Raw genomic sequence first — 25,322 nt, forward strand, 5'->3', positions numbered from 1 at the left:
TTGCCCCGCTCGTGCGAACGCGCAAGATGCGGCTGCGTTATAGTAACGCCCTATCTCGGATAAATATCCGTTCGGCCGAATTTCATGAAAAGCTCAAGACGCGCCATACGCTATAGAATAGAGCCGGCAAACGACACGCGGCAACAATTCATCAAAAATATCACGAGACCCAGCTGCATCCAAGATCGTGCTGCGCTCGATTCCCACTATAAGGTCGGCTATTGTCGAAAATGCACACTATACCGAGACTATATCGAGTTCGGTTAAGCTCACGAAGCGCTGCGATCCTACTTTTGATGATCAGCGCGCGCCGGTGAACAATCGCTTGGGCAGCACGACGTGGACGCCCTTGTTGCGATCGACCAATTCGGTGATCTCGACGTCCCCGGCGACGCTGATCAGCATATAAGCGTCATCGCGGCTCATATGCTTTTCGGTCACGAGAAAGTCGATCATGTTGCGCAGCGCCTTGCGCGTCGCGTTCGAGAGATCGTCGTCGAAGCCCATTGCGATCCATGCGTCGGGGGTCTCGGCGCGCGGATAAGGCAGCTTGGCCGCCTTGTGCAGCACGAAGCGGAACGTACCGACGAGCGAGGTCTCCAGCGCGGTGATGTCGACCTCGCCATTGCCCTGCGCGGCATGGCCGTCGCCCACTTGGAACAGCCCGCCAGTCGCATGAACCGGCAGATACAACGTCGTGCCGGCGACCAGCGCCTTGTCGTCCATATTGCCGCCGTTGATCGTCGGCGGCGCACTGTCATAGCGGCCGAAGGAGGGCGGCGGCGCCACCCCCATCGATCCGAAGAACGGGCGCAGCGGCACGTCGATGCCCGGTGCGAACTTGCCGACCATCCGTGCCTTGTCGAGCGGCACGATCTTCATGCGCGCATAAGGGAAGTCGTCGGTCAGGAAGCCGGCGCCGTAGCGAAACGCATTATAGGCATAGGGGATGGCGAGATCGATCGCGAGGATCTGCACCTCCAGCATGTCGCCCGGTTCCGCGCCCTCGATCGCGATCGGGCCGGTCAGGATATGCCCGCCCGGGCCGCGTGCGGCAGCCGGCACCTTGTCATAGACGTCGCGGAGACTCTGCTCGACATCGGCGGGCGCGACGCCGGCCTTTTCGAGGCCCGCCGGGCTGTTGGTCAGCAAAGTGTGGATCTTGACCGTGTCACCGGTCCGGATCGTCAGGACCGGTTTGGAAGTCGCATCATAATGACCCCACGCGACCGTCTCGGGCGTCGCCTGCAGCTCGACCGTCTTCGCCGCGAGCGGGGTTGCGGCGATCAGAGCGGCCAGAAATACGATGCGCATCGTCGTTTTCCTTTTCGATAAGCCTTGGCCGCAAGAAGAGACGCCGCGCCCGACTCCCGCTCGTCTTGCGGTGTCTAAACGCCGACGTCCACGAACGGATGTGCCAGCCGCAGCACGTCGACGGCCCGCTCGATCTCTGCCATCTCGTAAGTTGTGCCCGCCGGGCGGACGTCCCAGTTGCAATGTCCATGCGTCGACAGCGAATAGACCTTGAGCTCGCCGATCGCCGCCCGCCACCGGACCGTCCCGCCGCCCTTGGACTTGGCGAGGTGGCGCACGATCACGTCTCTCAGTTCCGATCCCGTCATGCCGGTCTCATGTCGCCTGACCTGACGGCTGTCGAGGGGCGGCCATCCGTATACGGGCGATCATGCGCGCGGATGAACTGTTGCGACGATGGGCCTCGGGCTTACTTCTTCGGAATAAAGCGCTGCACACGCTGCCCGGTCAGTTCCGCGGTATATAAGGCGTCGTGGCTGTCGGTCGCGATCAGGTGAAGGCCCGAAAACTGTCCCGGCGCGCTGCCCTTGCTCCCGAAGGCCCCGAGCAGGGCGAGGCGCGCCCGGTCGAACACGAGCACGCGCGAATTGCCCGAGTCCGAGACATACAAATATCTCTGAGCGGCATCTGCCGAGAAGGCGATGCCCGAGGCGGTCTGCGGCGAGGCCATGTTGCGATCGACGAAGACCTGGCCGAGATATTTGCCGGTCGGCGTGAAGACCTGAACCCGCTGGTTGTAGCGATCGGCAACGTAGAGCTTGCCGTCGCGGGACAGCTCGACGCCATGGACCCCGCTGAAGCCCTGCGGACCGTCGCCGGTCTCGGGCGTGAACGACGCGCCGGCGACACGCGGCTCGGGAGCCGGCGCTTCGGGCGGCGCAGCGCCGAACGCGCCCCACATCCGCTTGAACGCGCCGGTCTCGCTGTCGAACACGATCACCCGGCGGTTGCCATAGCCATCCGCAACATAGACCTCGTGGGCGCGATCATCGACGAAGATGTCCGCCGGCGCGTGGAGGTTCGCCGTGTCGAGGTCGCCCTTGCTGGCGCCGGGGCGCCCGATCTGGCGGAGGAAATGGCCGTCGGGCGCGAAGACAAGCAGCATGTCGTCGGTGCCGGAATTGCCCGTGATCCAGACCCGCCCCTTGCGGTCGACGGCCAGGCTATGCTCGTTCGCGGGCCAGTCATAGCCCGCACCCGGCCCGCCGAACCCGCGCAGATAGGTTCCGTCGCGCGCGAAGGCGAGGATCGGCGGCGCGGCCTTCGCGCCATCCGCCGCATGCGCCGTTCGCGGGCGGTGCAGGATCCAGACATGGTCCTGCGCATCCACCGCCACCGCGCTGATATTGCCGATCAGCAATCCGGCGGGTGGCTTCAGCCAGTTCGCGTCGGGGGTCAGAACGGGCATCACCGGCGGCCGCGCCCCGGCCATCGCGCCGGATCCGCTGAAGGCAAGCGTCGCCGCCAGGAGCAACCCGATCTTGTGAAGAACGCGCTTGGTCATGATCCCCTTTCCGATCGTCCCGATTAGTAAGCGGGCGACCATTCCTCATCCGGCAGCGGCGCGAAGATCTGGTCGATCAGGTGGCCCGTCACCCCATCGGGCGTGGCAGGATCCCAGCGCGGCGCATTGTCCTTGTCGATCAGCAAGGCGCGCACGCCCTCGAGGAAATCGTGCCGCTGGCATACGCGCGAGGCGACCCGATATTCGACCATCATCTCGCCCGCGAAATCGGTCTGCGCGGCCCCCTGCGCGAGCAGTTCGAGCGAGACCTTGCACGCTTGCGGGCTCTTGGTGGCGAGGATTGCCATTTGCTGCCGCGCCCAGTCCGATCCGTCCGCCGTCAGTACGGCCAGGACCTCCTCAAAATCGTCCGAGGCGAACAGGCGATCGATATCGTCGCGAAACGTCAGGATCGTGGGCTCGTCGGGCTGCCCGGACAGGCGCTCCAGGATCGCAGGTGCCTCCGCCGAAGGCCTCGCAAGCAGTTGCTGCTTGGCCTCTTCCACCCGGTCGCTCTGCAGATAATGCGTCGCCAGTCCCAGCGTGAGGCAATCCGCGCCGGTCAGTCGCGCGCCCGTCAGCGCCAGATATTGCCCAATCCGCCCCGGCAACCGCGACAGATACCAGCCCGCCCCGACATCGGGGAACAAGCCGATCGTCGTCTCGGGCATCGCGAACATGGTCCGTTCGGTCGCGATGCGATGGCGCGCGGGCAGGCCGATGCCGACCCCGCCGCCCATCACGATCCCGTCCAGCACGCTGACGATCGGCTTGGCATACGTGAACAGCAGATGGTTGAGCTGATATTCGGTGTGGAAAAATGCCCTCGCCGCGGCGCCGTCCCCCCGCCCGCTCTCCGCCGCCGCGCGCACGTCGCCGCCCGCACAGAAGCCGCGCCCCTCGGCATGGTCGAGCAGCACCAGCTCGACCGCCGGATCGGTTCGCCATTCGAGCAAAGCCGCGATCATCGCCTCGCACATCGGCAAGGTCAGCGCATGGATCGCGCGCGGCCGGTTAAGGCGCAGTCGCCCGACCGCGCCCTCGCGCATCACGATCAGTTCGTCGGTCATCCGCGCACCAGATCGCGTCCAATGATCATCTGCATCACTTCGTTGGTGCCTTCCAGGATGCGGTGGACGCGCAGGTCGCGCAGCAGTTTCTCGATCGGATAATCCTTCAGATAGCCATAGCCCCCGAACAATTGCAGCGCGCGATCGACGACCGACCAGCCGGTGTCCGTCGCCAGCTTCTTGGCCATCGCCGCGAACTTGGTCCTGTCGGGCGCGCCCTCGGTCACCTTGACCGCCGCCGCATAGAGCAGCATCCGCGCCGCCTGCAGCTCTGTTTCCATGTCGGCGAGCTTGAACTGCGTGGCCTGGAAATCGGCGACCGCCTTCCCGAACTGGCGGCGCTCCTTCACATAGGCGATCGCCTCGTCCAGCGCGCGCTGCGCCCCGCCGAGCGAGCAGGCGCCGATATTGAGCCGCCCGCCGTCAAGCCCCGTCATCGCGATGCGGAAGCCCTCGCCCTCCGTGCCGATGCGGTTGGTGACGGGCACGCGTACGCCGTCGAAATTCACCTGCGCGGTCGGCTGGCTGTTCCAGCCGAGCTTGCGCTCGGGCGCCCCGAAGCTGACGCCGGGCATGTCCTTCTCGATGACGAGGCAGGAAATGCCAGCGGGTCCCTCCTCGCCGGTGCGGACCATCGTAACGTAGAGATCGTTGACCCCGCCGCCCGAGATGAACTGCTTTTGCCCGGTGACGACATATGCGTCCCCCTCGCGCACCGCCTTGGTCTTCAACGCGGCCGCATCCGATCCCGAGCCCGGCTCGGTCAGGCAATAGCTGGCGAGCAGATCGCACGAGACAAGACCGGGGAGATAGGCCTGCTTCGCCGCCCGATCGCCGAAGCGATCGATCATCCACGCCGCCATATTGTGGATCGAGATGAAGGCCGAGGTGGACGGACAGCCATAGGCCATCGCCTCCATGATCAACGCCGCCTCCAGCCGCCCCAACCCGACGCCGCCCGATTCTTCCGAGACGTAGATCGCGCCGAAGCCGAGTGCGGCAGCCGCCTTCACCGCGTCGCGCGGGAAGATATGGTGCTCGTCCCACTCGGCCGCGAACGGGGTGATATGTTCGGCGGTGAAGCGGCGCGCCATCTCCTGGATCGCGCGCTGGTCGTCATCCAGATCGAACGGGCTGCTCACCGCGTCGCGATCCCGGCGGGGCAAGTCGCGTCTTCGCGCGCATCGGCCATGAGCAATCCTCCTGCCGCCTCATCGCTTGTCACGCCCGGCGCCGCAAGGCACCGGCGCGGGCGGCGGATCAGGCGATCTTGAAGGTGCGCCGGCGATCGATGGCCGCGAACCGGTCTTCCTGCTCGCGCGCCTGGAGCGCCTGCCGAGCAAGTTCGCGCTCGCCGAGCAGCGCCATCGCCGGCGCCGCGAGGAAGCGCGCGCCCGACATCAGCAGAGCGACCGAGGCGAGCAGGGTCATATGTCCGCCAATGCTCGGCGAGATCGCGAACAGCGCGGCGATCAGCGCGAGGTGCGCGCTGCCGAGGATTGCCTCGGGCTTCGTCGCATCGATCGCGCGCTGCCACGATCCCGCGACCGCGAACTTGGGTGTCCGGCGCCACGGCTGCGGCTTCGACGACAGGCCCGCAATCGCCGCGGTCATCTGCACGAAGGACAGGCTCGCCTGCGCGACTTCGCCGAGCAGCATGTCGGAAATCCGCTCGCAGCCCGACAGGCGATAGCGGCGCCACTTGAGCGCGACCGACGCCGTCGTGCCAGCCGCGAGGATACCCCAGGCAACGCCCGGCAAGACGACATCGGGGATCACGTTGGTCGCGCTCAGCACGGTCATCACCGTCATCATGACGAGGCCGAAACCGGTGCCGACGAGCTGGACGAGCGGCGCCGCGCTGCGCTGGAATTCGAGCAGCTTCGACCAGCCGTTTATTCCCGATTTGAGCCCGAACGGACGCGGCAGATAATAGCGCCAGTAGCGGCGCAGCTGCTGCACGGGGCCGGCGCACCAGCGGAAGCGCTGCTTGCGATAATCCTCGAACGTCTCGGGGATCAGCCCGCGCCCGAACGTCTGCGGCAGATACACGCCGTCATAGCCCATCGCACGCAGCCGCACCGAAATCTCGCTATCCTCGGTCAGGCACCATTCGGCCCAGCCGCCGACGTCGCGGATCGCATCCGCGCGGACGATGCACATCGTCCCGATCGTGAAGGCGGCGTTATATTCGTTGATCCCCGGATAGACGACCTTGTTGGTCGGCATATATTCCCAATAGCACGCACGCAGATACGGGCTCGCTTCATAAGCGCGATAATCGTGCGGCGTCTGGACGTAGCCGATCTTGGGATCGTCGAAGAAGCCCGCCAGCTTGGAAAGGAAGCCGGCCTCGGCATCATAATCGGCATCAAGCACCGCGACGAGCTTGGCCGCCTTGTCCATGCGCGGCATCAACCAGTTGAGCGCACCCGCCTTGGCGCCATCCAGTGGCGCGACGTGGAAGAAGCGGAAGCGATCGAAGCCGAGCTTCGCGTTGAGCCGGCGGCAATGCGCCTCGACCGGGCGCCACAGCGTCTCGTCCTTGGTGTTGTTGTCGCAGACCATCACCTCGAAATTCGGGTAGTTCTGCGCGGCGATGCCATCGAGCGTCGCGATGACGAGCTCGGGCGGCTCGGCATAGCAGGGGATCTGCACCGAGATCATCGGCGCGTCCCGGCCGAGCTTGGGCGGAAGCGGCGCGGTCGGCCGGCGCCAGCTCATATGCGTCATCGTCGCCTGGCGGACGAGCGAGCCCGCCATCGTGAAGCCGAGGAGCAGCACGCCTAGCGCCCCGCTCGCGGTCCACAACATCAGTGCCCAGGTCGGATAATCGAGCCCGCTCAGCAGCAGCAGCGACCAGGGCAAGGCCGTCAGCAGGAGCAGCGGCTGGACCGCCATGGCGAGCGCACCGGCGGCAGTCAGCCGCGGCATCGCCCAGCTGACGAGGCTAGCCCCCATCAATGCGAGCAGGGTCGCCACGAGTGCGCCGACGATGTCCTGCCCAAAATAAGCCGCGGCGATCCCGCACGCGACGGCGGCCGCCCAAACGGGGCCGACCTGGCGGCCCTCGGTCTCGTCGATGCCGAACACGGCGCGTGTCTGCGCGGCCATGAACAGGCTCGCGACCATGGCGGTCAGCGAAAGGTCGAGAAGCGCCGCGTCGAGCACGGCGCGAGCTGGCAAGATCATAGGATCAACTCACCTGACTGAATCGGGCACCGCCGCCGGAGCATCCTCAAAGGGTGAGACGATCGGTGCTGCATCTAGTGTAGATTAACAATATTGTCGGTGTCGGGTTCCTGAACGGCGAATGAGCCATTTTCCGCTGATCCCCGGCGAATCCCGTCCCGTCGCGAAAATCGGTCGTTCCCTAGAGGTTTAGCCGCCGCGCCGTCTTGCCCAACGCCCGCTTGTCGGAGTCGGCGAGCCCCAGCCGCAGCGCCAGCCACAGTGCCCCCATCCACGCCAGGAAAGTCGCGATCCCGCCGATTTCGAGCGGCGCGCGCGCCGTGATGAGCGCAACGACGATGATCGCGGCTGACGCACCGATCGCCAGTCCGAGCGTTCGCAGGAATGGCGGCGCGAAGGCGACGAGCCCCTCCTCGCGGCTCAACTGACCGATCGAAAGCGCCGCGACGACCACCTGCCCCGTCCCCACCGCCAGCGCCACGGCGAGGCCGGGCCAGCGTCCCGCCGTCGCGGCCAGCACGGCCGCCGCCGCGATCACTGCGACGAGGCTGTTCTGCAACGGCAGGACACGCCGGCCGATCACCTGCTGGATCGAGGAGGCCGGCCCGACCGCCGCCTCTATGCCGCGCGCCGTGACGAGGATGATCAGGATCGGCAGGCCGGCCTCCGCGCCATGCGCGAAGCTGCCGAGGATCGCCGGTCCCGCCGCCGCCAGCGCGACGCATGTCGGCACAGCGAGCAGCAGCGAGAGCCGCACTGCGAAATCGTAGAGAGCCTGCAGCGTCGATCGGTCTCCGCGTTGCGCGGCCGCCGCGATCGGCCCAAGCACGTAGCCGAACGTCTGCCGCACGATCTGCGGGATGCTCGAGACCTTGCGCGCGATCGCATAGAGGCCCGCGGCCGAGGCGCCGGCCGCGCCCGGCGCGAGCAGATTGGCGATGATCGTCGCCAGATCGCTGAACGTCCGCGCCAGGATATTGGCAGGCAGCACCGAAAGCCCCGCGAGCAGCATGTCGCGGTTCATCGCCCGGCCCGCGCGATGAGCGACGACGTCGCGCAGCGGCACGTAGCGGTTGAGCAGGCGCAGCGCCGATCCCGCGGTGAAGGCGAGCGAGATCAGATGCGCGAGCAGCAGCCCGAGCGTATCGATCCCCGCCGCCCACAACAGGACCGCAGCAATCAATCGGGCGAGCTGCTCCCACATCAGCCGCACGCGCACTTCGGGGCCGAAGGCATGGTTGGCGCGCACTGCCGATGTCGCCACCTCGATCGTCGCCCACAAGGGCAAGGCCCAGGCGAACAGGCGGATCCCCGTCACCAGCTTGGCGCTGTCTTGCGCCGCGACGTTGAGCAAGGCTGCGATCTGCGGCGCGAACAGGCAGGCCAGCGCGCCGATCACGAAATTGGGCAGGATACCGAGGATCAAAGCCGCGCGCACCGCTCGCGCCCGCTCCTCGGGCGCGCGGCAGGCGGGAAGGATCCGCTGGAGGCCGCTCGTCACGCCGAGATCGAAGATGTTCTCGACGAGGTTCACCAGGCTCCACAGCACCATGTAAAGCCCGTAGGTCGGCAGCCCGAACATCCAGGTGTAGGCTGGCTGGCTGACGACCTCGACGACCGCGCCGAGCCGCGAGAGCGCAACCGTTCCCGCTCCCTTCGCCGCCTGCTTGCGGACGGCATGGGCGGCGGCCTCCGCGGCGGCCTCGGCACTCGGGCCGGGGCCGGCCCCCGGCGTCACTCCTCGGTGCGGATCAGCACCGCCTCGCCGATCAGGAAGAACAGCAGGAAGGGCGCCCAGGCGGCGAGCAGAGGCGGATAGGCGCCGAGATTGCCCATCGCGACCGCGAAATTGTCGGCGACGAAATAGAGGAAGCCTAGCGCCATGCCGATCACGGCGCGGATGAAAAGCTTGCCCGATCGCGCGAGCCCGAAGCCCGCGACCGCCGCCAGCAGCGGCATCAGGATTGTCGAGAGCGGCCCGGAAATCTTGTGCCACAGCACCGTCCGCAGCGGCCCCGTCGGCCGGCCGCTCGCCTCCAGCTCGTCGATCGCCTCCCACAAGGCGCGGAACGAGAGGCTGTCGCCATCGACGCTGGCCAGTGTGAAGCGATCGGGCAGGATCCCCTTGCCGATCGTCACCGCCGGCACGCTCCGCAGCGCGCCCGCCTTCACGTCGAACAGCTGAACCTTTTCGATCTGCCACGCCCCATTGACGAGGTGGCCATAGTCGCCGCGGGCGAGCGTCGTCAGCCGATCCTTGGTCCGGTCATAATATTCGACGCCGGTCAGCTTCGTCGCCGCCCCCTTGCCCGTGACCCGATCGACATGGATCAGATCCTCGCCATCGCGCACCCAGACATTGTCGACGATGCCGCGCGTATCCTTGACCGGGCCGTAATCCGCATTCTGCCAGGCGGTGAGCGTCGATGTCGCGCGCGCGACGACATGATCGTTGAACCAGAACGAGATGCCCGCGATCGCCAGACTCGCGACGCCCAGCGGCGCCAGGATCTGGTGCGCGGAGATCCCCGCCGCCTTCATCGAGATGATCTCGCTGTTCGCATTGAGGCGGACGAGCGTGATCAAGGTGCCGAGCAGCACCGAGAAAGGCAGAAAGCGCGCGGCAATCTGCGGCGTGCGCAGCGCGACATAATGGAGGATCGCCGCCTGCCCGTTGCCGGGATAGGCGAGGATATCGCCGGATTCGCCGAGCAGATCCAGCATCAGCAAGATCAGCACGAGCGCCGCCAGCACCGCGATCGATCGCGAAACGAAGGTCTTCGCCAGATACCAGCCCATCGTCGGCGGCACGCGAAGGCCGGGGCCCTTGCTCATGCCGCTTCTCCCTTGCGGTCGGCGGCGAAGCGGCGGCGGATCGATTGCCAGACCACGCCAGCACCCTTCTCCAGCGCCCCGATCGGCTGCCCGCCGGGCTTGTGCGCGAGCGTATGGTACATCCACAATATCAGCGAGGCGAACAAGGCGAACGGCACCCACAGGGCGATCAGCGGATCGATCCGGCCAAGGCTGCCGAGCGCTTCGGCATATTCGTTGACCTTGTAGTAGGTCACGATCATCACGATCGACAGGAACACGCCGAACGCCGAGCTGGAGCGCTTGGGCGGCACCGCGAGCGCCACGCCCAGGAAGGGCAGCATCATCATCATCGCGACCTGGACCAGCCGGAAATGGAATTCGGCGCGATTCTTGGCGCGCTCCTTCACCGCGGTGGCATCCTTGTGGCCCGAGCGGACGAGCTCGGGGATCGTCATCTCGCCGTCGCGCCCGCCGCGCATTCGGAACGCTTCCTCCTGCGGCAGATCGATCGGCAGATCGTGATTGACGAAGGTGAGCACGCGCGGGGAGGCGAAGCCCGGCGCATTGTGGACGAGGCTGCCGTTGCGCAGCCGCAGGATGATCGTGTTGGGATCGTCGGTCGCCATGAAGCGGCCATGCTCGGCGGTCACCGCCAGGCTCTTGCCGTCGTCGCCGCGCGCCATCACGAACAGGCCCGAAAGCTCGCGCCCGCCATCCTGGCTGCGCTCGACCCGCAGCGTCATCTTCTTGCCGAGCTTGGTGAACTCGCCGACCTTGATCGAAGCGCCCAGCGCCCCCGATCGCAGCTCGTAGCGCAGCCCCTCATAGGCATAATGCGCATAAGGCGCGACGAAGCCGAGGATCGCGAAATCGATGATCGCGAGCACACCCGCATAATAAAGCGGCACGCGCAGCAGCCGGCCATAGCTCATCCCCACCGCCAGCATCACGTCCAGCTCGGACGAGGTCGCGAGCCGGCGGAAGGCAAGCAGGATGCCCAGCATCAGCCCGATCGGGATGCCGAGCGAGAGATATTCGGGGATGAGGCTCGCCAGCATCCGCCACACGACGCTGACCGGCCCGCCCGACTGCGCGACGAAGTCGAACAGGCGCAGCATCTTGTCCAGCAACAGCAGCATCGCCGCGATCACCAGCGTCGCGGCGAGCGGCACGGCGATGAGACGAGCGAGGTAACGGTCGACCAGCTTGCCAGAATTCAAAATGCCGACGCTCCGTCACCATGATCTGGCCGCAATCGCGGCCAATCTGCAGTCGGCATGGGGGCGTGTTTCGCCCGTCGCCACTGGCGGCGGGCTATAGCTTCCGGGAGTTGGTTGGTCATGTCTAAACTTTTCGCGCCCGTGGCTGCGATCGCGCTTGGCGCGGGCAGCACGGTCGCGCCTGCCGCGGCGGCCGCCGCGATCGTTGGCCCGCACGCCGCAGAATGCGTCGGAAATGGCGGAAAACCGGCTATGCTGGTGCGCGTGCTCGGCCTCAAGGCTCGCACCGGAATGGTCCGCGTCCAATCCTATGGCGGCGATCCCGCGCATTATTTCGACAAGGGCAGCTATATCGAACGCGTCGATGTCGCGACGCCGGCGACCGGCCCGGTTGAAGTCTGCATGCCCGTGCCGCGCTCCGGCAGCTACGCCATCTCGATCCGCCACGATCTTAACGGCAGCGGCAAGTCCGACATGTCGGACGGCGGTGGCTTCTCGGGCAATCCCAGCGTTTCGCTGATGGACATCATCTTCAAGCGCCGCCCCTCGCCCGTACAGGTCGAGGTCAAGGTGGCGAGCGGCGTCACGCGCGTACCGATTGTACTCAATTATGTTCAGGGCGGGTCGGTGAAGCCGATCGCGTCTGCAGAACGCTGACAGGAATTTGATGGTCCGCATCGCGCTTCTTTCGAACCCGCAGTCGACCGGCAACCGGTCGCTGCTCCCGCGCGTCCGCAGCTTCTGCGCCGATCATCCTGAAATCTTTCACTATGAGGTCGAGAGCGCGGACCAGATCGGCACTGCGCTGAAGACGATCGCGCGCGTCCAGCCGAGCATCCTCGTCATCAATGGCGGCGACGGCACCGTCCAGTCGACGCTGACCGAACTCTATCATAGCGGCCAGTTCGGTCCGAACCCGCCCCCGGTCGCGGTCCTCCCCAACGGCAAGACCAACCTGATCGCGCTCGATCTCGGCGCGGTCGGCGATCCGATCGTCGCGCTCGAGCGGGTCTTGGAGATCGCGCGCGGCAATGTCGCCGATCATATCGTCAGCCGCGAGCTGATCGCGCTCAGCGAAGACGATGGCGTGCCCGTGCTCGGTATGTTCCTCGGCGGCGCGGGGCTCGCCGATTCGATCCTCTATTGCCGCAACAAGATCTACCCGCTCGGCCTGCCCAACTGGCTGAGCCACTTCCTGACCTTCTTCGCGCTGCTGCTGTCACTCGTGCTGGGGATGCGCGCCGCCTTCCTGCCGCCGCGCCCGGCCTCGGTGAAGGTCCAGCTCATCCGGCAGGGCCAGATCCAGGGCCATTTCTCGCTGCTGATCGTCACCACGCTCCGCAAGCTGCTGCTCGGCTCGAACGTGCCGGCGACCGGCCGGCTCGGTGCGCTGCAACTCCTCGTCGTCGATCAGAACCCGCTGGCGCTGGCGCGCGCGGTCATCACCAGCGCGTTCGGCAAGCTGCATTATGGCCGGCTCCATGGCGTGCAGGTCGAGAGCGGCGACGAGATCCGGATTTCGGGCGATCGCTCCAGCGTGATCCTCGACGGCGAGGTGTTCCTCGCGGGCGCCGGCCGCACGATCGTGCTGCGCCACACCGATCCCCTCCCCTTCGTCCGCCTCGCGGCCTGAGAGCGTGAGCGAAGGAGCGCCCGCGCTCCGCGACCTCGTCGCCGCCGAGCTGGCCGTGCCCGTACCCGCGGCGGTGACCGAGATGGCCGCCGCGATCGCCGCGAGCCATCCCGGCGCGCTGGGCGTGCTCTTCTACGGCTCGTGCCTGCGCGAGCAGAGCTTCGACGGGCTAATGCTGGATTTCTATCTGATCGTCGAAAGCTACACGAAGGCCTTCGACCGCGCATGGCTCGCCGCCGCCAACCGCCTGCTCCCCCCCAACGTCTTCCCGTTCGAGCATGCGGGCCTCGTCGCGAAATATGCGGTGCTGAGCGCGGAGGACTTCCTCCGCCTCAACGGCCCGGACGCCGAGACCGTCTCGGTCTGGGCGCGCTTCGCCCAGCCCTCCCGGCTCGTATGGTCGAATGGCCCGGCCGACCGCATCATCGACGCCATCGCGGCGGCCGCGCCCACCCTTTTCGCGCTGACGATCCCGATGCAGGTCGCTCCCCCACCCCCGTTGGGCCAGTCACTCCTGGCAGTCTGGCGCGAGGGCTTCGCGCTGACCTACTCCGCCGAGCTCCGCGCCGAGCGCGCCAATCGCCCGGGCTCGATCGTCGATGCCGATCTCGCGCGCTACGAAGCTTTCGGCCGCGCCGCCCTTGCCGAGCTGCCCGCCTTGCTCTCGCCCGCCGCCGCCGCGCGCCGCTGGGCGAGCCTCCGCCGCAACGGCAAGCTCCTGACCCTCGCCCGGCTCGCCAAGGCCAGTACTACCTATGCCGGCGGTCTCGATTATCTCGCCTGGAAGATCGGCCGCCACTCGGGCCACCCCGTCACGATCCGCCCGTGGCAACGCCGCTGGCCGATAATCGGCGCGCTCACATTGCTCCCCCGCCTGATCGCCAAGGGCGCAATCCGCTAGAGACTCGTCGTCCCAGCGAAGGCGAGCATGACGGCCGGAAGGCTCACTCGCCCTCGACCACCGGCTCCTCGGCCACGGGCCGCGCCGCCGGCCCCGCCGCCGCCTGCAGCTTGTTCCACGCATCGAGGCTCGCGATCTTGTACGCCTCGGCCAGCGTCGGATAATTGAAGGTATTCTGGATGAAATAGTCGATCGTGCCGCGCAGGTTGAGCACCGCCTGGCCGATATGGATCAGCTCGGTCGCGCCCTCCCCGATGATGTGGACGCCTAGCAGGCGGCGCGTCTTGATGGAGAACAGCATCTTCATCATGCCGCTGTCGAGGCCCATGATGTGCCCGCGCGATGTCTCGCGGAAGCGCGCGATCCCCGTCTCGTAGGCGATGCCGCGCCGCTGGACCTCCTCCTCGCTCATCCCCACCACCGAGATTTCCGGCACCGAATAGATGCCGTAGGGGAAGAATTCGGGCGGCGACGGCGGCTGATGGCCGAAGGCGTGGAGCGTCGCGAGCCGCCCCTGCTCCATCGATGTCGAGGCGAGGCTCGGGAATCCGATCACGTCCCCGGTCGCATAGATATGCGGCTGCGCGGTCTGCATCGTCTGCGCATCCACCGTCAGCCGCCCGCGATGGTCGGCCGAAAGCCCTGCCGCGGGGAGATCCAGCGCCTCCACCGCGCCGACCCGCCCCGCCGCGAACAGCAGCATGTCGCTCACCACGCTCCGCCCGTTTTCCAGCCGGCACTGCGCGCGGCCATTGACGACCGCGATCTGCTTGACGGCCGAGCCCAGCCGCAACCCGACATTGCGATCGCGCAGCTCATGGACGAACTCCTCCATCAACTCCTTGTCGATGAAGTCGAGGAAGGTCGCGCGCGGCTCGACGAGCGTGACCGCGACGTCCAGCGCCGAAAAGATCGTCGCATATTCCACCCCGATCACGCCCGCGCCGATCACGGTCAGGCTGCGCGGCAATTGCGTGATGTCGAGGATCTCGTCGCCGTCGAGCACGATCGAACCGTCGAACGGGACATAGTCCGGGCGGAACGGCCTCGTCCCGCAGGCGAGCAGCACGAAATCGGCCTCGGCCCGCCGACACTCGCCATCCTCGCCGACGATCTCGATGACGTGCGGCTCGACGAAGCGCGCCGTGCCGTGCGCCCATTGCACGCCGTTGCGGTGGAACTGATGTTCGAGCACCTCCACCTCATGCTCCAGCGTCTTGTGGAGCCGGCCCATCAGGTCCCCGGCCGAAATATCCTGCTTCACCCGGTAGCTGCGCCCATAAAAACCGCGCTCGCGCCAGCCCGACAGATTGAGCACGGTCTCGCGGATCGTCTTGGACGGGATCGTGCCGGTATGGACCGAGACGCCGCCGACGCGCCGGCCCTTCTCCACCACCAGCACCGATTTGCCGAGCTTTGCCGCCTGCACCGCACCGCGACGGCCCGAGGGCCCGCTGCCGATCACGACGAGGTCGAAATGCTTCTGCATGGATCAGGCCCCCAGTGACGGTGCGTATCTCCGCCTTTTCGCGACGTCCTGTCCAGAGGCGCGCGCCACCGTCAGATGACCGGCCGCGCGTCCCGGAGCAGATCGAGCACGGTCCGCGGATTGAAGGGCTTGGGCATGAAGATCGCGCCCTGCGGCAGATCAGCCGCGGTCGGCTTGATCGCGCCTGACGTGACGATCAGCACCGTCGGCGGCCAGCGATCGCGAAGATAATGCGAGAGCTTCACGCCATCCATCGATCCCGGCATCTGGATGTCGGTCACCACGGCGGCAATCGACGGGTTATTCTCCATCAGCGCGATAGCCCCGTCAGCGCCCTCCGCTTCCAGCACGTCGAATCCCGAGTCCGCAAAGAAGTCGACCAGATCCATGCGAATGATCGCCTCATCCTCCACGATGAGGATGGTCTGCCGGGAGCGATCCAGCTGTGCCAATGTCACTGTTCCAATATGTTTGCCGATTTCGGCAATGGGGCATCGATCGTGAAGCGCAGTCCCTCCGGGGCGTAATCCAGCGAGGCCTCGCCGCGAAAATAGGACCGCAGCGAACGCTCTATGAGCCGTGAACCGAAGCCTTGTCGGGTGGGAGGAATCACCTCCGGCCCGCCACTCTCCTGCCACAGGAAAATGAAACGTCCGCTCTGGTCATTCTCTACCGCGCGATGCTCCCAATTAATCGCGACCGTTCCCGTCTCGTTCGAGAGCGATCCATATTTGCAGGCATTGGTCGTCAGCTCGTGCAGCGCCAGAGAAAGTGCCAGCGCCACTTGGGCATCCAGCTTTATGTCCGGGCCCTCGACTTGGATGCGCCCCTTCGTCCCGTCGGCGGAGACGATGCTCGCGCCGATCACGTCGTGCAGCGTGGCGCTCTGCCACGCGGACGACGTCAGCAGGTCCGTCGCTTTCCCCAGCGCCGAGAAGCGTGACGCCAGTTTCGCATTGATCTCGTGCAGCGCGCCGCCCTGCCGGAACGTCTGGTTGGCGATGGCCTGGACCATCGACAACACGTTTTTCAGGCGATGGCCCAGTTCGGCATTCAGCAGCGCCTGCTGTTCCCGCGCCTCGAGCAGGTCGGTCGTATCGCGCGAGACGGACAGGATCTGCATCGTCCGACCGTCCTCGCCGAGGATCGGAGAGACCGACACGTCCCACCAGCGGGAGTTACCCAGATAGGTATCGGCCTTGGCGGTGAAGTGGCTGGCCTTGCCGGCGCGGGCATTGTCGATCGCGGCGCGGGCTTCGGCATTGCCCTCCCCCGTCCAGAAATCGGGCCACGGACATCCCTGGACCGCGTTGAAGTCGGGAATCTCCATGACCTTCATGCCGCCTTCGCTCATGAACGAGAGGCGGCCGTCGAGGCCGAGCACCTTGATGCAGTCGGTCGAGCTGGCGAGCACGCTCGTCAGGAAGCTCTGCCGTTCGGCGAGCGCGCTATTCGCCTCGCGCGCGCGACGGAAGGCGGCACGCACCTCGCCGCTGACGCGCACGATTCCCGCGCCGATGAGCAGGAAAAGCGCCGTGCCCGCCCATTGCGCGTCGGTCAGGAACAGCGGCAGCGAGCTCCGCCCGATCGAGAGCGCGGCGAGCAACGCCGCGAGCATTGCCGCGTAGAAGCCCGCGCCCTCGCCCAGCATCAGCGCGACGATCAGGATGCCGGGAATGAACAGCAGCCATGGCACCAGCTCGGTGACGAGGAAGGCGCGCACCAGCGCGACCGCCACGACCAGCAGCGTCGCCGCCAGATAGCGTATCGGCGCCGGCAGCGGATGATCGAGCGACCAGGAGATGGCGCGGTCGAAGAAGGGCGTACTGTCAGTCCGGGTCACGTCTGGCTCGCATTGAGGCAGTCACACCCGCCGATGCCCTGTTATACGCAAAACACCGAAAATTGCGAGACGGGCCGTCCATTCGATCCCGAACGAGCGATGGTTCGGACATGACATGACGATGCCTCGCCGGGTTCGCGTCGCCGCTCGGCAGAATGGACGATGGCGCCGCTATTTGGCCTTGCGGACCGCGATCCCCATCACCTCGAAATGCGCGCCGGCAAGCAGATTGCCCGCGCCGATGAACGCGCGCGCCGGCTTCGGCCCGGTGAAATAGGTAACATAGACCTTGTTGAAGGTCGGGAAGTCGGCGAGGTCCTTCGCGAAGATCTGCACCTGCACCAGATCGTCCATCGTGTAACCCGCCGCCGCCAGCGTGCCCTTGAACGCGTCGAGCACCAGCTTCGCACCCGCCTCCGGCGTTTCCGGCGGCTTGCCCGTCGCCGGATCGGTATCGATCATGCCCGAGACGTAGAGCGTGCCGTTCACCTCCACGGCCGAACTATAAGGCGGCTGCGGCGCGCCCGGCAGCGACTGGTGCGGCGGCAGATAGCGTCGCGCGGGATCGGCGGCCTGCGCCGTCCCGGCGAGCAAGGTCGCGGCGAGCAACAGGGTCATGGCATGGCGCATCGGATCGATCCTTGTCTGGCCGCGAGCGGCGATTGCTAGACGAACACCCTGGTCACATGACCCATCTTGCGATCGGGGCGCGCACCGCTCTTGCCGTAGAGATGCAAGTGGTTGCTCCTGTCGGCAAGGATCGTCTGCCACTGCTCCGCCTCCGCGCCGAGCAGGTTGCGCATCTCCACGCGGCGCCCGATCAGGTCGGTCGATCCCAGCGGCAGGCCGCAGATCGCGCGGATATGGTTCTCGAATTGCGAGGTCACCGATCCCTCGATCGTCCAATGCCCCGAATTATGGACGCGCGGCGCCATCTCGTTGAACACCGGCCCGTCCTTCGTCGCGAAGAATTCGCAGGCGAGCACGCCGACATAGTCCAGCGCCTCGGCCAGCCGCTCGGCGAAGGCGCCCGCCTGGGCCGCCTGCTCGGCGGCGAGCCCCGTCGCCGGCGCGGTCGAGAGATCTAGGATGCCGTGGCGGTGCTGGTTCTCGACCGCATCCCAGCGCACCACCGTCCCGTCCATGCCGCGGCACAGGATGATCGAGAATTCGGCCTCGAACCGGACGAGCCCTTCCAGCACCGCCGGCCTCTGCCCGATGCCGATCCAGGCGGCGGCGGCGCGCGCCGGATCGTCGATCCGCTCCTGCCCCTTGCCGTCATAGCCGAAGCGCCGTGTCTTCAGGATCGCCGGGCAGCCAAGCTCGCGCAGCGCGGCGCGCAGATCCTCGATCGTATCCACCTTGCGATAGGGCGCGACGCGCCCGCCTTGCTGTTCGGCGAAGCTCTTCTCGGTCAGCCGGTCCTGCGCCACCTCCAGCGCCTCGGGCGGCGGGAAGACGCAATTGTGCGCAGGCAGCGACGCGACATCGACATTCTCGAATTCGTAAGTGACGACGTCCACTTGCGCGGCGAAGGCAGCGACGGCGGCGGCATCGTCATAGGCGCTGTGCGTCCAGCGCGCGGCGACCTCGGTTGCGGGACCACTCATTCCCGGCGCGTAGATGTGCGTGCGATAGCCGAGATTGGCCGCAGCGATCGCGAGCATCCGGCCGAGCTGGCCGCCCCCCATGATCCCGATCGTGCCGCCGGGCGGAATCATTCGGGTGACTCGTCCACGGCCGCGGTCTGCGCCGTACGCCACGCCGCCAGCCGCTCGCCGAGCGCTTCATCCGACAAAGCGAGGATGGAGGCGGCGAGCAGGCCGGCATTGATCGCGCCGGCCTTGCCGATCGCCAGCGTGCCCACCGGCACGCCGCCCGGCATCTGGACGATCGAAAGCAGGCTATCCATGCCCTTCAGCGCCTTGGATTCCACCGGCACGCCCAGCACCGGCAGCGCCGTCATCGATGCGGCCATGCCCGGCAGATGCGCCGCACCGCCTGCGCCCGCGATCACGACCTTGAGGCCCCGCCCCGCCGCGCTCTTCGCATAGTCATAGAGCCGATCCGGAGTCCGGTGCGCCGAGACGACCTTCGCCTCGTGCGCGACGCCCAGCGCCTCGAGCGTCTCGGCGGCGTGGCGCATCGTCTCCCAATCGGAGCGGCTGCCCATGATGATGCCGACGAGGGGCTGGGTCACTCAGCGTTCCGAAAGATAATAACGGTCGGTCGCGTTCAGCGCGTCGTCCAGTTCATAGACGATCGGCTGCCCGGTCGGTATCTCCAGCCCCGTAATCTCTTCGTCCGGAATGGCGGAAAGATGCTTGACCAGGGCTCGCAGCGAATTGCCGTGTGCCGAGATCACGACCCGCTTGCCCGCCTTGAGATCCGGCGCGATCCGGCTTTCCCAATAAGGCAGCACGCGCGCGATCGTGTCCTTCAGGCTCTCGGTGTTCGGGATCGGGATGCCCGCATAGCGGCGGTCGGCGGCCAGATCGAATTCGCCGCCCGGTGCCAGCACCGGCGGCGGGATGTCGAACGAGCGGCGCCAGATCTTCACCTGATCGTCGCCATGCTGGGCCGCGGTCTCGGCCTTGTTGAGGCCGGTCAGGCCGCCATAATGGCGCTCGTTGAGCCGCCAGTCCTTCTCGACCGGCAGCCACAGCCGCCCCATCGCCTCCAGCGCCAGGTTCAGCGTCTTGATCGCGCGCGTCTGCAAGCTGGTGTAACAGATGTCGAAATCGAGGCCCTTGGCGGCCATCAACTCGCCCGCCGCCTTGGCTTCCTCGATCCCCTTCTCGGTCAGGTCCACGTCCCACCAGCCGGTGAAGCGATTCTCCAGATTCCAGGAGGATTGACCGTGACGGATCAGGACGAGTGTCGGCAAGGCTCTACCCTCAATGTTTCCGGCCTTTTAACCGCGCGGACGCAGGTGGCAACCAGCGCCGGACTAACGCGAGAGCGAGGCGACCAGTTCGACATGCGTCGACCAGCGGAACTGGCCGATCGGCCGGATCCAGTCGATCCGCCAGCCGCTCGCCGCCAGCATCGCCGCGTCGCGCGCGAAGGTCGCCGGGTTGCACGAGACATAGGCGATGCGCGACAGATCGGCCTGCGCCAGCTCCCCCATCTGCTCCTTGGCGCCCGCGCGCGGCGGATCGAGCACGACCGCGTCGAAGCGCGACAGCTCCTTGGCCATGTAGGGCCGGCGAAACAGGTCGCGATGATCCGCGACGATCTGCCGCCCGGCCCGCGCCGCCGCCAGCTTCAGCGCCAGCACCGGATCGCGCGCGCCCTCGGCCGCCAGCACCTTCGCCTGCGCCGACAGCGGCAGGGCAAAGGTGCCGAGCCCCGCGAACAGATCGGCGACCGTTCCCGCCCCGCCGACGATGTCCATCACGCCCTCGACCAAAGCCGCCTCGCCATCGGGCGTCGCCTGCAGAAAGCCGTTGATCGGCAGCGGCACCGCCACTCCGCCCAAAGTCACAGTCGCCGCATCCGGTTCCCAGCGCGATTGCGGACCAAAACCGTCGTCCAGCGCCAGCCGGGCGATCTTGTGCGTCTGCGCGAATTCGGTGATCGCCTCGCTCGCGGCGAGCCCGTCGGCGGTGACCCCGGTCAGCAGCAGGTCGATCCCCTGGTCGGCGCGCGTCAGCCGCACCTCCGCGCCCTTCTTGCGATCGAGCATCGTCCCCAGCAGCGCGCGCAGCGGCGCGATCAGGGCGAACAGATCGGGCGCGAGCACATGACATTCCATCATGTCGACGATCCGGTGGCTCGCTTCCTCGTTGAAGCCGAGCACGATGCGATGCCCGATCCGCTCGGCGCGCAGCGACGCGCGGCGGCGCGTGCGCGGCGGCGACAGATGCGGCGTGCGGATCTCGGGGAGCGCCAGTCCCTGCGAGCGCAGCGCGCCCGCCACGCGATCGACGAGAAAGGCCGAGAAGGTCTCGTCGTCGATATGCTGGAGCTGGCATCCCCCGCATTTCGGAAAATGCCGGCAGGGCGGGATCTGGTGATGCGGGCCGGGCAGGATCGTGCCGTCGTCCGCGATCGTGTCGCCGGGCGCCGCCAGCGCAACGTGGCGGCCGTCGTCGGTAGCGCCGTCGCCGCGCGCGGCCAGCCGGGTAATCACTGCACTCATGCTTTCGCCACCGCCCGCTTGAGACTCCACAACAGATCGTCCGCGATCAATGCCGGTCCCGCCAACTCGGCGGCGCGCGCATGCAACCAGATCGCCGCGCCGACCGCCTCCAGCGGATCGAAGCCATGCCACGCAGCCTGCGCCAGCATCGTCCCGCATACGCCCGCCAGCACGTCGCCCGTCCCTGCGGTCGACAGCCACGGCGAGGCGATCGGCCCGACCAGCGCCCGCCCGTCCGGCGCGGCGAGGATCGAGGTCGCGCCTTTCAGCAACACCAGCGCGCCGGTCTTTGCGGCCGCCGCGCGCACGGCTGCCAGCGGATCGCCGCCGACCGGGCCGAACAGTCGCTCGAACTCGCCTGCGTGCGGCGTGAGCAACCGGACCTTCTCTCTGTCATCCCCGCGAAGGCGAGAAGCGAGCGCGTCTTTATCGCTCGCCAGCTGCGTCAGCGCTCCGGCATCGAGCACGACCGGGCAGGCGATCGCGAGTGCCGCTTCGAGCCTCACCCGGCTGGTATCCGAAGCATCGAGCCCCGGCCCGATCACGACCGCGCCGATCCTCTTGTCTTCCAGCACGGACGCGTCCCACGCGCGCCGCACCAACGCGAAGGGCGCGCCGAACGGCACGTCATCGCCCACCAGCTCGACATAGCCCGCCCCGCTGCGCTGCGCGGCTTCGGCGGCGAGAAACGCCGCGCCCTGCATCGCGCCGGCCACGACGACGACCTTACCCCGCGTATATTTGTTGCTCGTCGCATCCGGCGCGCGCAGCGCCGGCGGCGCGATCCGCGCCAGCATCGCCCGCTCGGACAAAGGCAGGCCGATCGGCACGTGCGCAACGGGGCCGCACAGTCCTGCGCCCGGCATGATCGCATGGACCGGCTTGAGCGCTCCCAACGCAACGGTCAGCGCCGCCGCTGCTGCCCGCCCGCGCGCCGCCCCCGTATCGGTATCGATCCCGCTCGGCTGGTCGATTGCGATCACCGCCGGCACCGTATCCAGCCAGCGCGCCAAAGCCGGATCCAGCGCCCGTGCACCGATCCCGAACAGCGCATCCACTACCAGCGGCGGCACCACGGCCGGCATCGCCTCGACCGGGCCCGCCCATTGGGCGCGCATCGCCCGTGCCTGATCGGTCGCAGGCTCGGCCAGCGCCGCCACGCGCACCGGCCAGCCGCGCTCGGCCAGATGCCGCGCGACGACATAGCCGTCCCCGCCATTGTTGCCCGGCCCGCACGCGACGAGCACCTCCTGGGCCGGAAAACGGGCGACGATCGCCTCGGCCGCACCTGCCCCGGCGCGCTCCATCAAATCGACCGGCGTGATGCCCGCGTCGAACAAGGCCTGCTCGGCAGCGCGCGTCTCGGCGGCGGTGAGGACGGGGCTGGTCATCGGCGCCGCCTAAGGGAGAAAGCGCGCCTGGTCCAACCCATGCCGTTCGGTTCGAGCAGCTTCGAGCTTGTCGAGAAGCGACCGTCGAGAACGTTCTCGGCAAGCTCGAACTTCGCTCGAAGCAACGGCAATAAAAGCGGCGGACTCAAATATCCGCGAAGACGTGCGTCTCAGCCTTCGCGCCGGGATGCGTGACCGCGCCCGCCCAGGCCGGGCCGACATTCTTCGCGTAGCGCCACAGCGCGCCCGCCTGATAATTGTTGATGCGCGGCCGCCACGCCGCCTTGCGCGCCGCCAGCACATCCTCGGGCACGTCGAGATCGATCGTCCCCGCCTCGGCATCGATGCGGATCGAATCGCCGTCCTCGATCAGCGCGATCGGCCCGCCATCGGCCGCTTCCGGCCCGACATGGCCGATGCAGAAGCCGCGTGTGCCGCCCGAGAAGCGCCCATCGGTGATCAGCGCCACACTCTCGCCCATGCCCTGCCCGTAGAGTGCGGCGGTGGTGGCGAGCATCTCGCGCATCCCGGGCCCGCCCTTCGGCCCTTCATAGCGGATGACGATCACGCAGCCCTCGGCGATATCGCGCTTCTCGACCGCGGCGAACGCCTCGTCCTCGCAATCGAACACGCGCGCCGGGCCCGTGAATTGCAGCCGCTTCATGCCGGCGACCTTCACGATCGCGCCCTCGGGCGCGAGGCTGCCTTTCAGGCCCACGACGCCGCCGGTCGGCGTGATCGGGGTCTTCGCGTCGTAGATGACTTTCTGGTCGGGATTCCATGTGATCTCGTCGATATTCTCGGCGAGCGTCTTGCCGGTCACGGTCAGGCAGTCGCCGTGCAGAAGGCCTTCGCCCAGCATCGTCTTCATCAGCATGTAGACGCCGCCGGCCTCGTACATGTCCTTCGCGACATAGCGGCCGCCGGGCTTGAGATCGGCGAGATAGGGCGTCGTCTTGAAGATGTCGGCGACGTCGAACAGCGAGAAATCGATCCCGCATTCGTTCGCCATCGCCGGAAGGTGCAGCCCGCCATTGGTCGAGCCGCCCGTCGCCGCGACGATCCGCGCCGCATTCTCGAAGGCCTCGCGCGTGCAGATGTCGCGCGGGCGGATATTTCGCTCGACGAGCGTCATCACCTGCTTGCCGGCGGCGATCGCGATCTCCTCACGGCTCTTGTAAGGCGCTGGCACCATATTGCTGTTCGGCAAGGACAAACCGATCGCCTCGCCGACGCACGCCATCGTGTTGGCGGTGAACTGGCCGCCGCATGCGCCATGGCCCGGGCACGCCACCTTCTCCAGCGCGATCAGCTCGGAGAGCGGGCAATTGCCCGCCGCATATTTGCCGACGATCTCGAACACGTCGACGACGGTCACGTCACGATCCTGGAAGCGGCCCGGCAGGATCGATCCGCCATAGACGAAGATCGACGGCACGTTGAGCCGCAGCATCGCCATCATCATTCCCGGCAGCGATTTGTCGCATCCCGCGAAGGTCACCAGCGCATCGTAGCAATGGCCGCGCACCGAAAGCTCGACCGAATCCGCGATGACCTCGCGGCTCACCAGCGAGGACTTCATCCCCTCATGGCCCATCGCGATGCCGTCGGTCACGGTGATCGTGTTGAACCGGCGCGGCATGCCCCCGCCCTGTTCCACGCCGATCCGGCAGGCGTCGGCCTGCATGTCGAGCGTCGTGTTGCACGGCGCGCTGTCATTGCCCGCGCTGACCACGCCCACGAACGGCCGCGCAATCTCCTCCTCGGAGAGCCCCATCGCGTAATAATATGAGCGATGCGGCGCCTTTTCGGGGCCGACCGAGACGTGGCGGCTGGGCAGCTTGGACTTGTCGAATGTGGGCACGGACGATCCTTTCGTTCCGCGCCCCTAGGCCCGCGGCGCGGTGACAGGCAAGAATTTGATGGGCCGATACGCCGCTCCTGCGCAGGCACGGGCGCGCGCATGCGAGAAAAATGCATGCGAACCATCATCTCCCGTGTCGCATTCGGGCCGATGCGGCTAGGGAGCCATCTTTCGCGGCCTATATGGGCCGGCACCACAGAGCGGATCGACATGGCAGCCTTCAAGATTCCCGACCTCAACGACCGCGCCGCGGCGGCCCGCGCCGCCAAGCAGCGCGCGCTGGATCTGCTGCGCGACAAGCCCGCGCCGGATCCGGAAGTGATCGCCGCCAAGCAGGCCGCCGCCGCGGCTAAGGAAGCCGCCGCCGCCGAGAAGCGCGCCGCGCGTCTGGCCGCGATCGAGGAAGAGAAAGCAGCGAAGGCCGCCGCCCGGGCCGAGGCCGAGGCGGCCGCCGCTGCAGCGGCCGCGGAACGCGCCGTCGTCCGTCCGCAGCTGACCGAAGCCGAAAAGAAGGCCGAGCGCGACGCGCGCTATGCGGCGCGCAAGGCACGCAAGAAATAAGATCCGGAGTGGCCAGTCGACGATGTCGGCTGGCCAGCGTTACCGTAGCATTGGTCTAGCGAGGACGAGCGCTCATCGACGATGGGCGGCGGCGATCGCGGCCGCCGATCGGGCGCTGCGCTCAAGATGCCACTCGACGAACGTCAGCAAGAATCCAAGCATGTGCTCACCCCTCGGAATGCGAAGGCTTTCCGGGAAGGATTGCCTGCGCGTGCAGGTTAACCACGAATTTGAATGCGTTGGCAATGCTCTTTCAGGACCGCGCCTACTTTTACTGACCAAGGTCGTATAGTATGATCATCGCGTCACTTTGTTCTTCAACAACGATTAGGTAATATTACGAATTGTTAGGCGTTCGATTTGTCGCTTTAGAGACACG

General features: G+C 67.0%; 23 protein-coding genes. 4 read left to right on the forward strand and 19 right to left on the reverse strand.

Features of this window, described 5'->3' with window-relative positions:
- Positions 1–300: 300 nt before the first annotated feature.
- From Q4F19_RS12045 to lptF, 9 genes are all read right to left on the reverse strand, one after another.
- The gene (locus Q4F19_RS12045) at positions 301–1,314 is read right to left on the reverse strand and encodes an acetamidase/formamidase family protein (RefSeq protein ID WP_303542881.1); all 1,014 of its coding nucleotides are present in this window, start codon (positions 1,312–1,314) and stop codon (positions 301–303) included.
- Positions 1,315–1,388: 74 nt separating this feature from the next.
- Positions 1,389–1,622 (reverse strand): hypothetical protein, encoded by a 234-nt coding sequence (locus Q4F19_RS12050; protein WP_303542883.1) that lies wholly within the window; start codon positions 1,620–1,622, stop codon positions 1,389–1,391.
- 101 nt (positions 1,623–1,723) lie between these two features.
- On the reverse strand, positions 1,724–2,818 hold the full coding sequence (locus Q4F19_RS12055) for an NHL repeat-containing protein (RefSeq protein ID WP_303542885.1): 1,095 nt from the start codon (positions 2,816–2,818) through the stop codon (positions 1,724–1,726).
- 23 nt (positions 2,819–2,841) lie between these two features.
- A complete protein-coding gene (locus tag Q4F19_RS12060; RefSeq protein WP_303542887.1) occupies positions 2,842–3,888 on the reverse strand; it encodes an enoyl-CoA hydratase/isomerase family protein in 1,047 nt (348 codons plus the stop codon).
- The gene (locus Q4F19_RS12065) at positions 3,885–5,030 is read right to left on the reverse strand and encodes an acyl-CoA dehydrogenase family protein (RefSeq protein WP_303542888.1); all 1,146 of its coding nucleotides are present in this window, start codon (positions 5,028–5,030) and stop codon (positions 3,885–3,887) included. The genes Q4F19_RS12060 and Q4F19_RS12065 overlap by 4 nt, the downstream gene beginning before the upstream one ends.
- Positions 5,031–5,148: 118 nt before the next feature.
- Complete coding sequence (locus tag Q4F19_RS12070; RefSeq protein WP_303542891.1) at positions 5,149–7,080, reverse strand: glycosyltransferase; 1,932 nt, start codon at positions 7,078–7,080, stop codon at positions 5,149–5,151.
- A gap of 181 nt (positions 7,081–7,261) precedes the next feature.
- Positions 7,262–8,818, reverse strand: a complete 1,557-nt coding sequence (locus Q4F19_RS12075; protein WP_303542892.1) for a lipopolysaccharide biosynthesis protein — start codon at positions 8,816–8,818, stop codon at positions 7,262–7,264.
- Positions 8,815–9,915, reverse strand: coding sequence for an LPS export ABC transporter permease LptG (gene lptG, locus Q4F19_RS12080; protein WP_303542893.1), 1,101 nt, complete (start codon positions 9,913–9,915; stop codon positions 8,815–8,817). The genes Q4F19_RS12075 and lptG overlap by 4 nt, the downstream gene beginning before the upstream one ends.
- Complete coding sequence (gene lptF, locus Q4F19_RS12085; RefSeq protein WP_303542895.1) at positions 9,912–11,117, reverse strand: LPS export ABC transporter permease LptF; 1,206 nt, start codon at positions 11,115–11,117, stop codon at positions 9,912–9,914. The genes lptG and lptF overlap by 4 nt, the downstream gene beginning before the upstream one ends.
- A gap of 120 nt (positions 11,118–11,237) precedes the next feature.
- Between lptF and Q4F19_RS12090 the strand changes: the two genes are divergently transcribed.
- The 3 genes from Q4F19_RS12090 to Q4F19_RS12100 are packed head-to-tail and all read left to right on the forward strand — an operon-like array spanning position 11,238 to position 13,651.
- On the forward strand, positions 11,238–11,774 hold the full coding sequence (locus Q4F19_RS12090) for a DUF2141 domain-containing protein (RefSeq protein ID WP_303542897.1): 537 nt from the start codon (positions 11,238–11,240) through the stop codon (positions 11,772–11,774).
- A 10-nt stretch (positions 11,775–11,784) separates the two neighbouring features.
- Positions 11,785–12,750, forward strand: coding sequence for a diacylglycerol/lipid kinase family protein (locus tag Q4F19_RS12095; RefSeq protein ID WP_303542899.1), 966 nt, complete (start codon positions 11,785–11,787; stop codon positions 12,748–12,750).
- Positions 12,751–12,754: 4 nt separating this feature from the next.
- Positions 12,755–13,651, forward strand: a complete 897-nt coding sequence (locus tag Q4F19_RS12100) for a hypothetical protein (protein WP_303542900.1) — start codon at positions 12,755–12,757, stop codon at positions 13,649–13,651.
- 43 nt (positions 13,652–13,694) lie between these two features.
- On the opposite strand, the gene sthA is transcribed toward Q4F19_RS12100, so the two are convergent.
- The 10 genes from sthA to ilvD all read right to left on the reverse strand — a co-directional run bounded on the left by sthA (position 13,695) and on the right by ilvD (position 24,382).
- Complete coding sequence (gene sthA / locus Q4F19_RS12105; RefSeq protein ID WP_303542901.1) at positions 13,695–15,140, reverse strand: Si-specific NAD(P)(+) transhydrogenase; 1,446 nt, start codon at positions 15,138–15,140, stop codon at positions 13,695–13,697.
- A gap of 71 nt (positions 15,141–15,211) precedes the next feature.
- A complete protein-coding gene (locus tag Q4F19_RS12110; protein ID WP_303542903.1) occupies positions 15,212–15,592 on the reverse strand; it encodes a response regulator in 381 nt (126 codons plus the stop codon).
- A gap of 2 nt (positions 15,593–15,594) precedes the next feature.
- Positions 15,595–16,983 (reverse strand): HWE histidine kinase domain-containing protein, encoded by a 1,389-nt coding sequence (locus tag Q4F19_RS12115; RefSeq protein ID WP_303542905.1) that lies wholly within the window; start codon positions 16,981–16,983, stop codon positions 15,595–15,597.
- A 171-nt stretch (positions 16,984–17,154) separates the two neighbouring features.
- Positions 17,155–17,613 (reverse strand): RidA family protein, encoded by a 459-nt coding sequence (locus Q4F19_RS12120; protein WP_303542907.1) that lies wholly within the window; start codon positions 17,611–17,613, stop codon positions 17,155–17,157.
- 35 nt (positions 17,614–17,648) lie between these two features.
- Positions 17,649–18,704 carry a 5-(carboxyamino)imidazole ribonucleotide synthase gene (locus tag Q4F19_RS12125; protein WP_303542908.1) on the reverse strand — a complete coding sequence of 352 codons (1,056 nt, stop codon included), beginning with the start codon at positions 18,702–18,704 and terminating at the stop codon, positions 17,649–17,651.
- On the reverse strand, positions 18,701–19,156 hold the full coding sequence (gene purE / locus Q4F19_RS12130; RefSeq protein WP_303543390.1) for a 5-(carboxyamino)imidazole ribonucleotide mutase: 456 nt from the start codon (positions 19,154–19,156) through the stop codon (positions 18,701–18,703). Before purE ends, Q4F19_RS12125 begins: the two co-directional genes overlap by 4 nt.
- Before the next feature lie 27 nt (positions 19,157–19,183).
- Entirely contained in the window at positions 19,184–19,870 is a 687-nt protein-coding gene (gpmA, locus tag Q4F19_RS12135) for a 2,3-diphosphoglycerate-dependent phosphoglycerate mutase (protein WP_303542909.1), read from the reverse strand.
- 63 nt (positions 19,871–19,933) lie between these two features.
- Entirely contained in the window at positions 19,934–21,127 is a 1,194-nt protein-coding gene (locus tag Q4F19_RS12140) for a class I SAM-dependent RNA methyltransferase (RefSeq protein WP_303542910.1), read from the reverse strand.
- The gene (locus Q4F19_RS12145) at positions 21,124–22,518 is read right to left on the reverse strand and encodes an NAD(P)H-hydrate dehydratase (protein ID WP_303542912.1); all 1,395 of its coding nucleotides are present in this window, start codon (positions 22,516–22,518) and stop codon (positions 21,124–21,126) included. Before Q4F19_RS12145 ends, Q4F19_RS12140 begins: the two co-directional genes overlap by 4 nt.
- A gap of 145 nt (positions 22,519–22,663) precedes the next feature.
- Positions 22,664–24,382, reverse strand: coding sequence for a dihydroxy-acid dehydratase (gene ilvD, locus Q4F19_RS12150; RefSeq protein WP_303542914.1), 1,719 nt, complete (start codon positions 24,380–24,382; stop codon positions 22,664–22,666).
- Between the two features lie 210 nt (positions 24,383–24,592).
- Here ilvD and Q4F19_RS12155 point away from each other — a divergent pair, with 210 nt between their 5' ends.
- Complete coding sequence (locus Q4F19_RS12155) at positions 24,593–24,943, forward strand: DUF6481 family protein (protein ID WP_303542916.1); 351 nt, start codon at positions 24,593–24,595, stop codon at positions 24,941–24,943.
- The last annotated feature ends 379 nt before the right edge of the window (positions 24,944–25,322 follow it).

The organism is Sphingomonas natans (assembly GCF_030546695.1).
Taxonomy (GTDB): domain Bacteria; phylum Pseudomonadota; class Alphaproteobacteria; order Sphingomonadales; family Sphingomonadaceae; genus Sphingomonas_I; species Sphingomonas_I natans.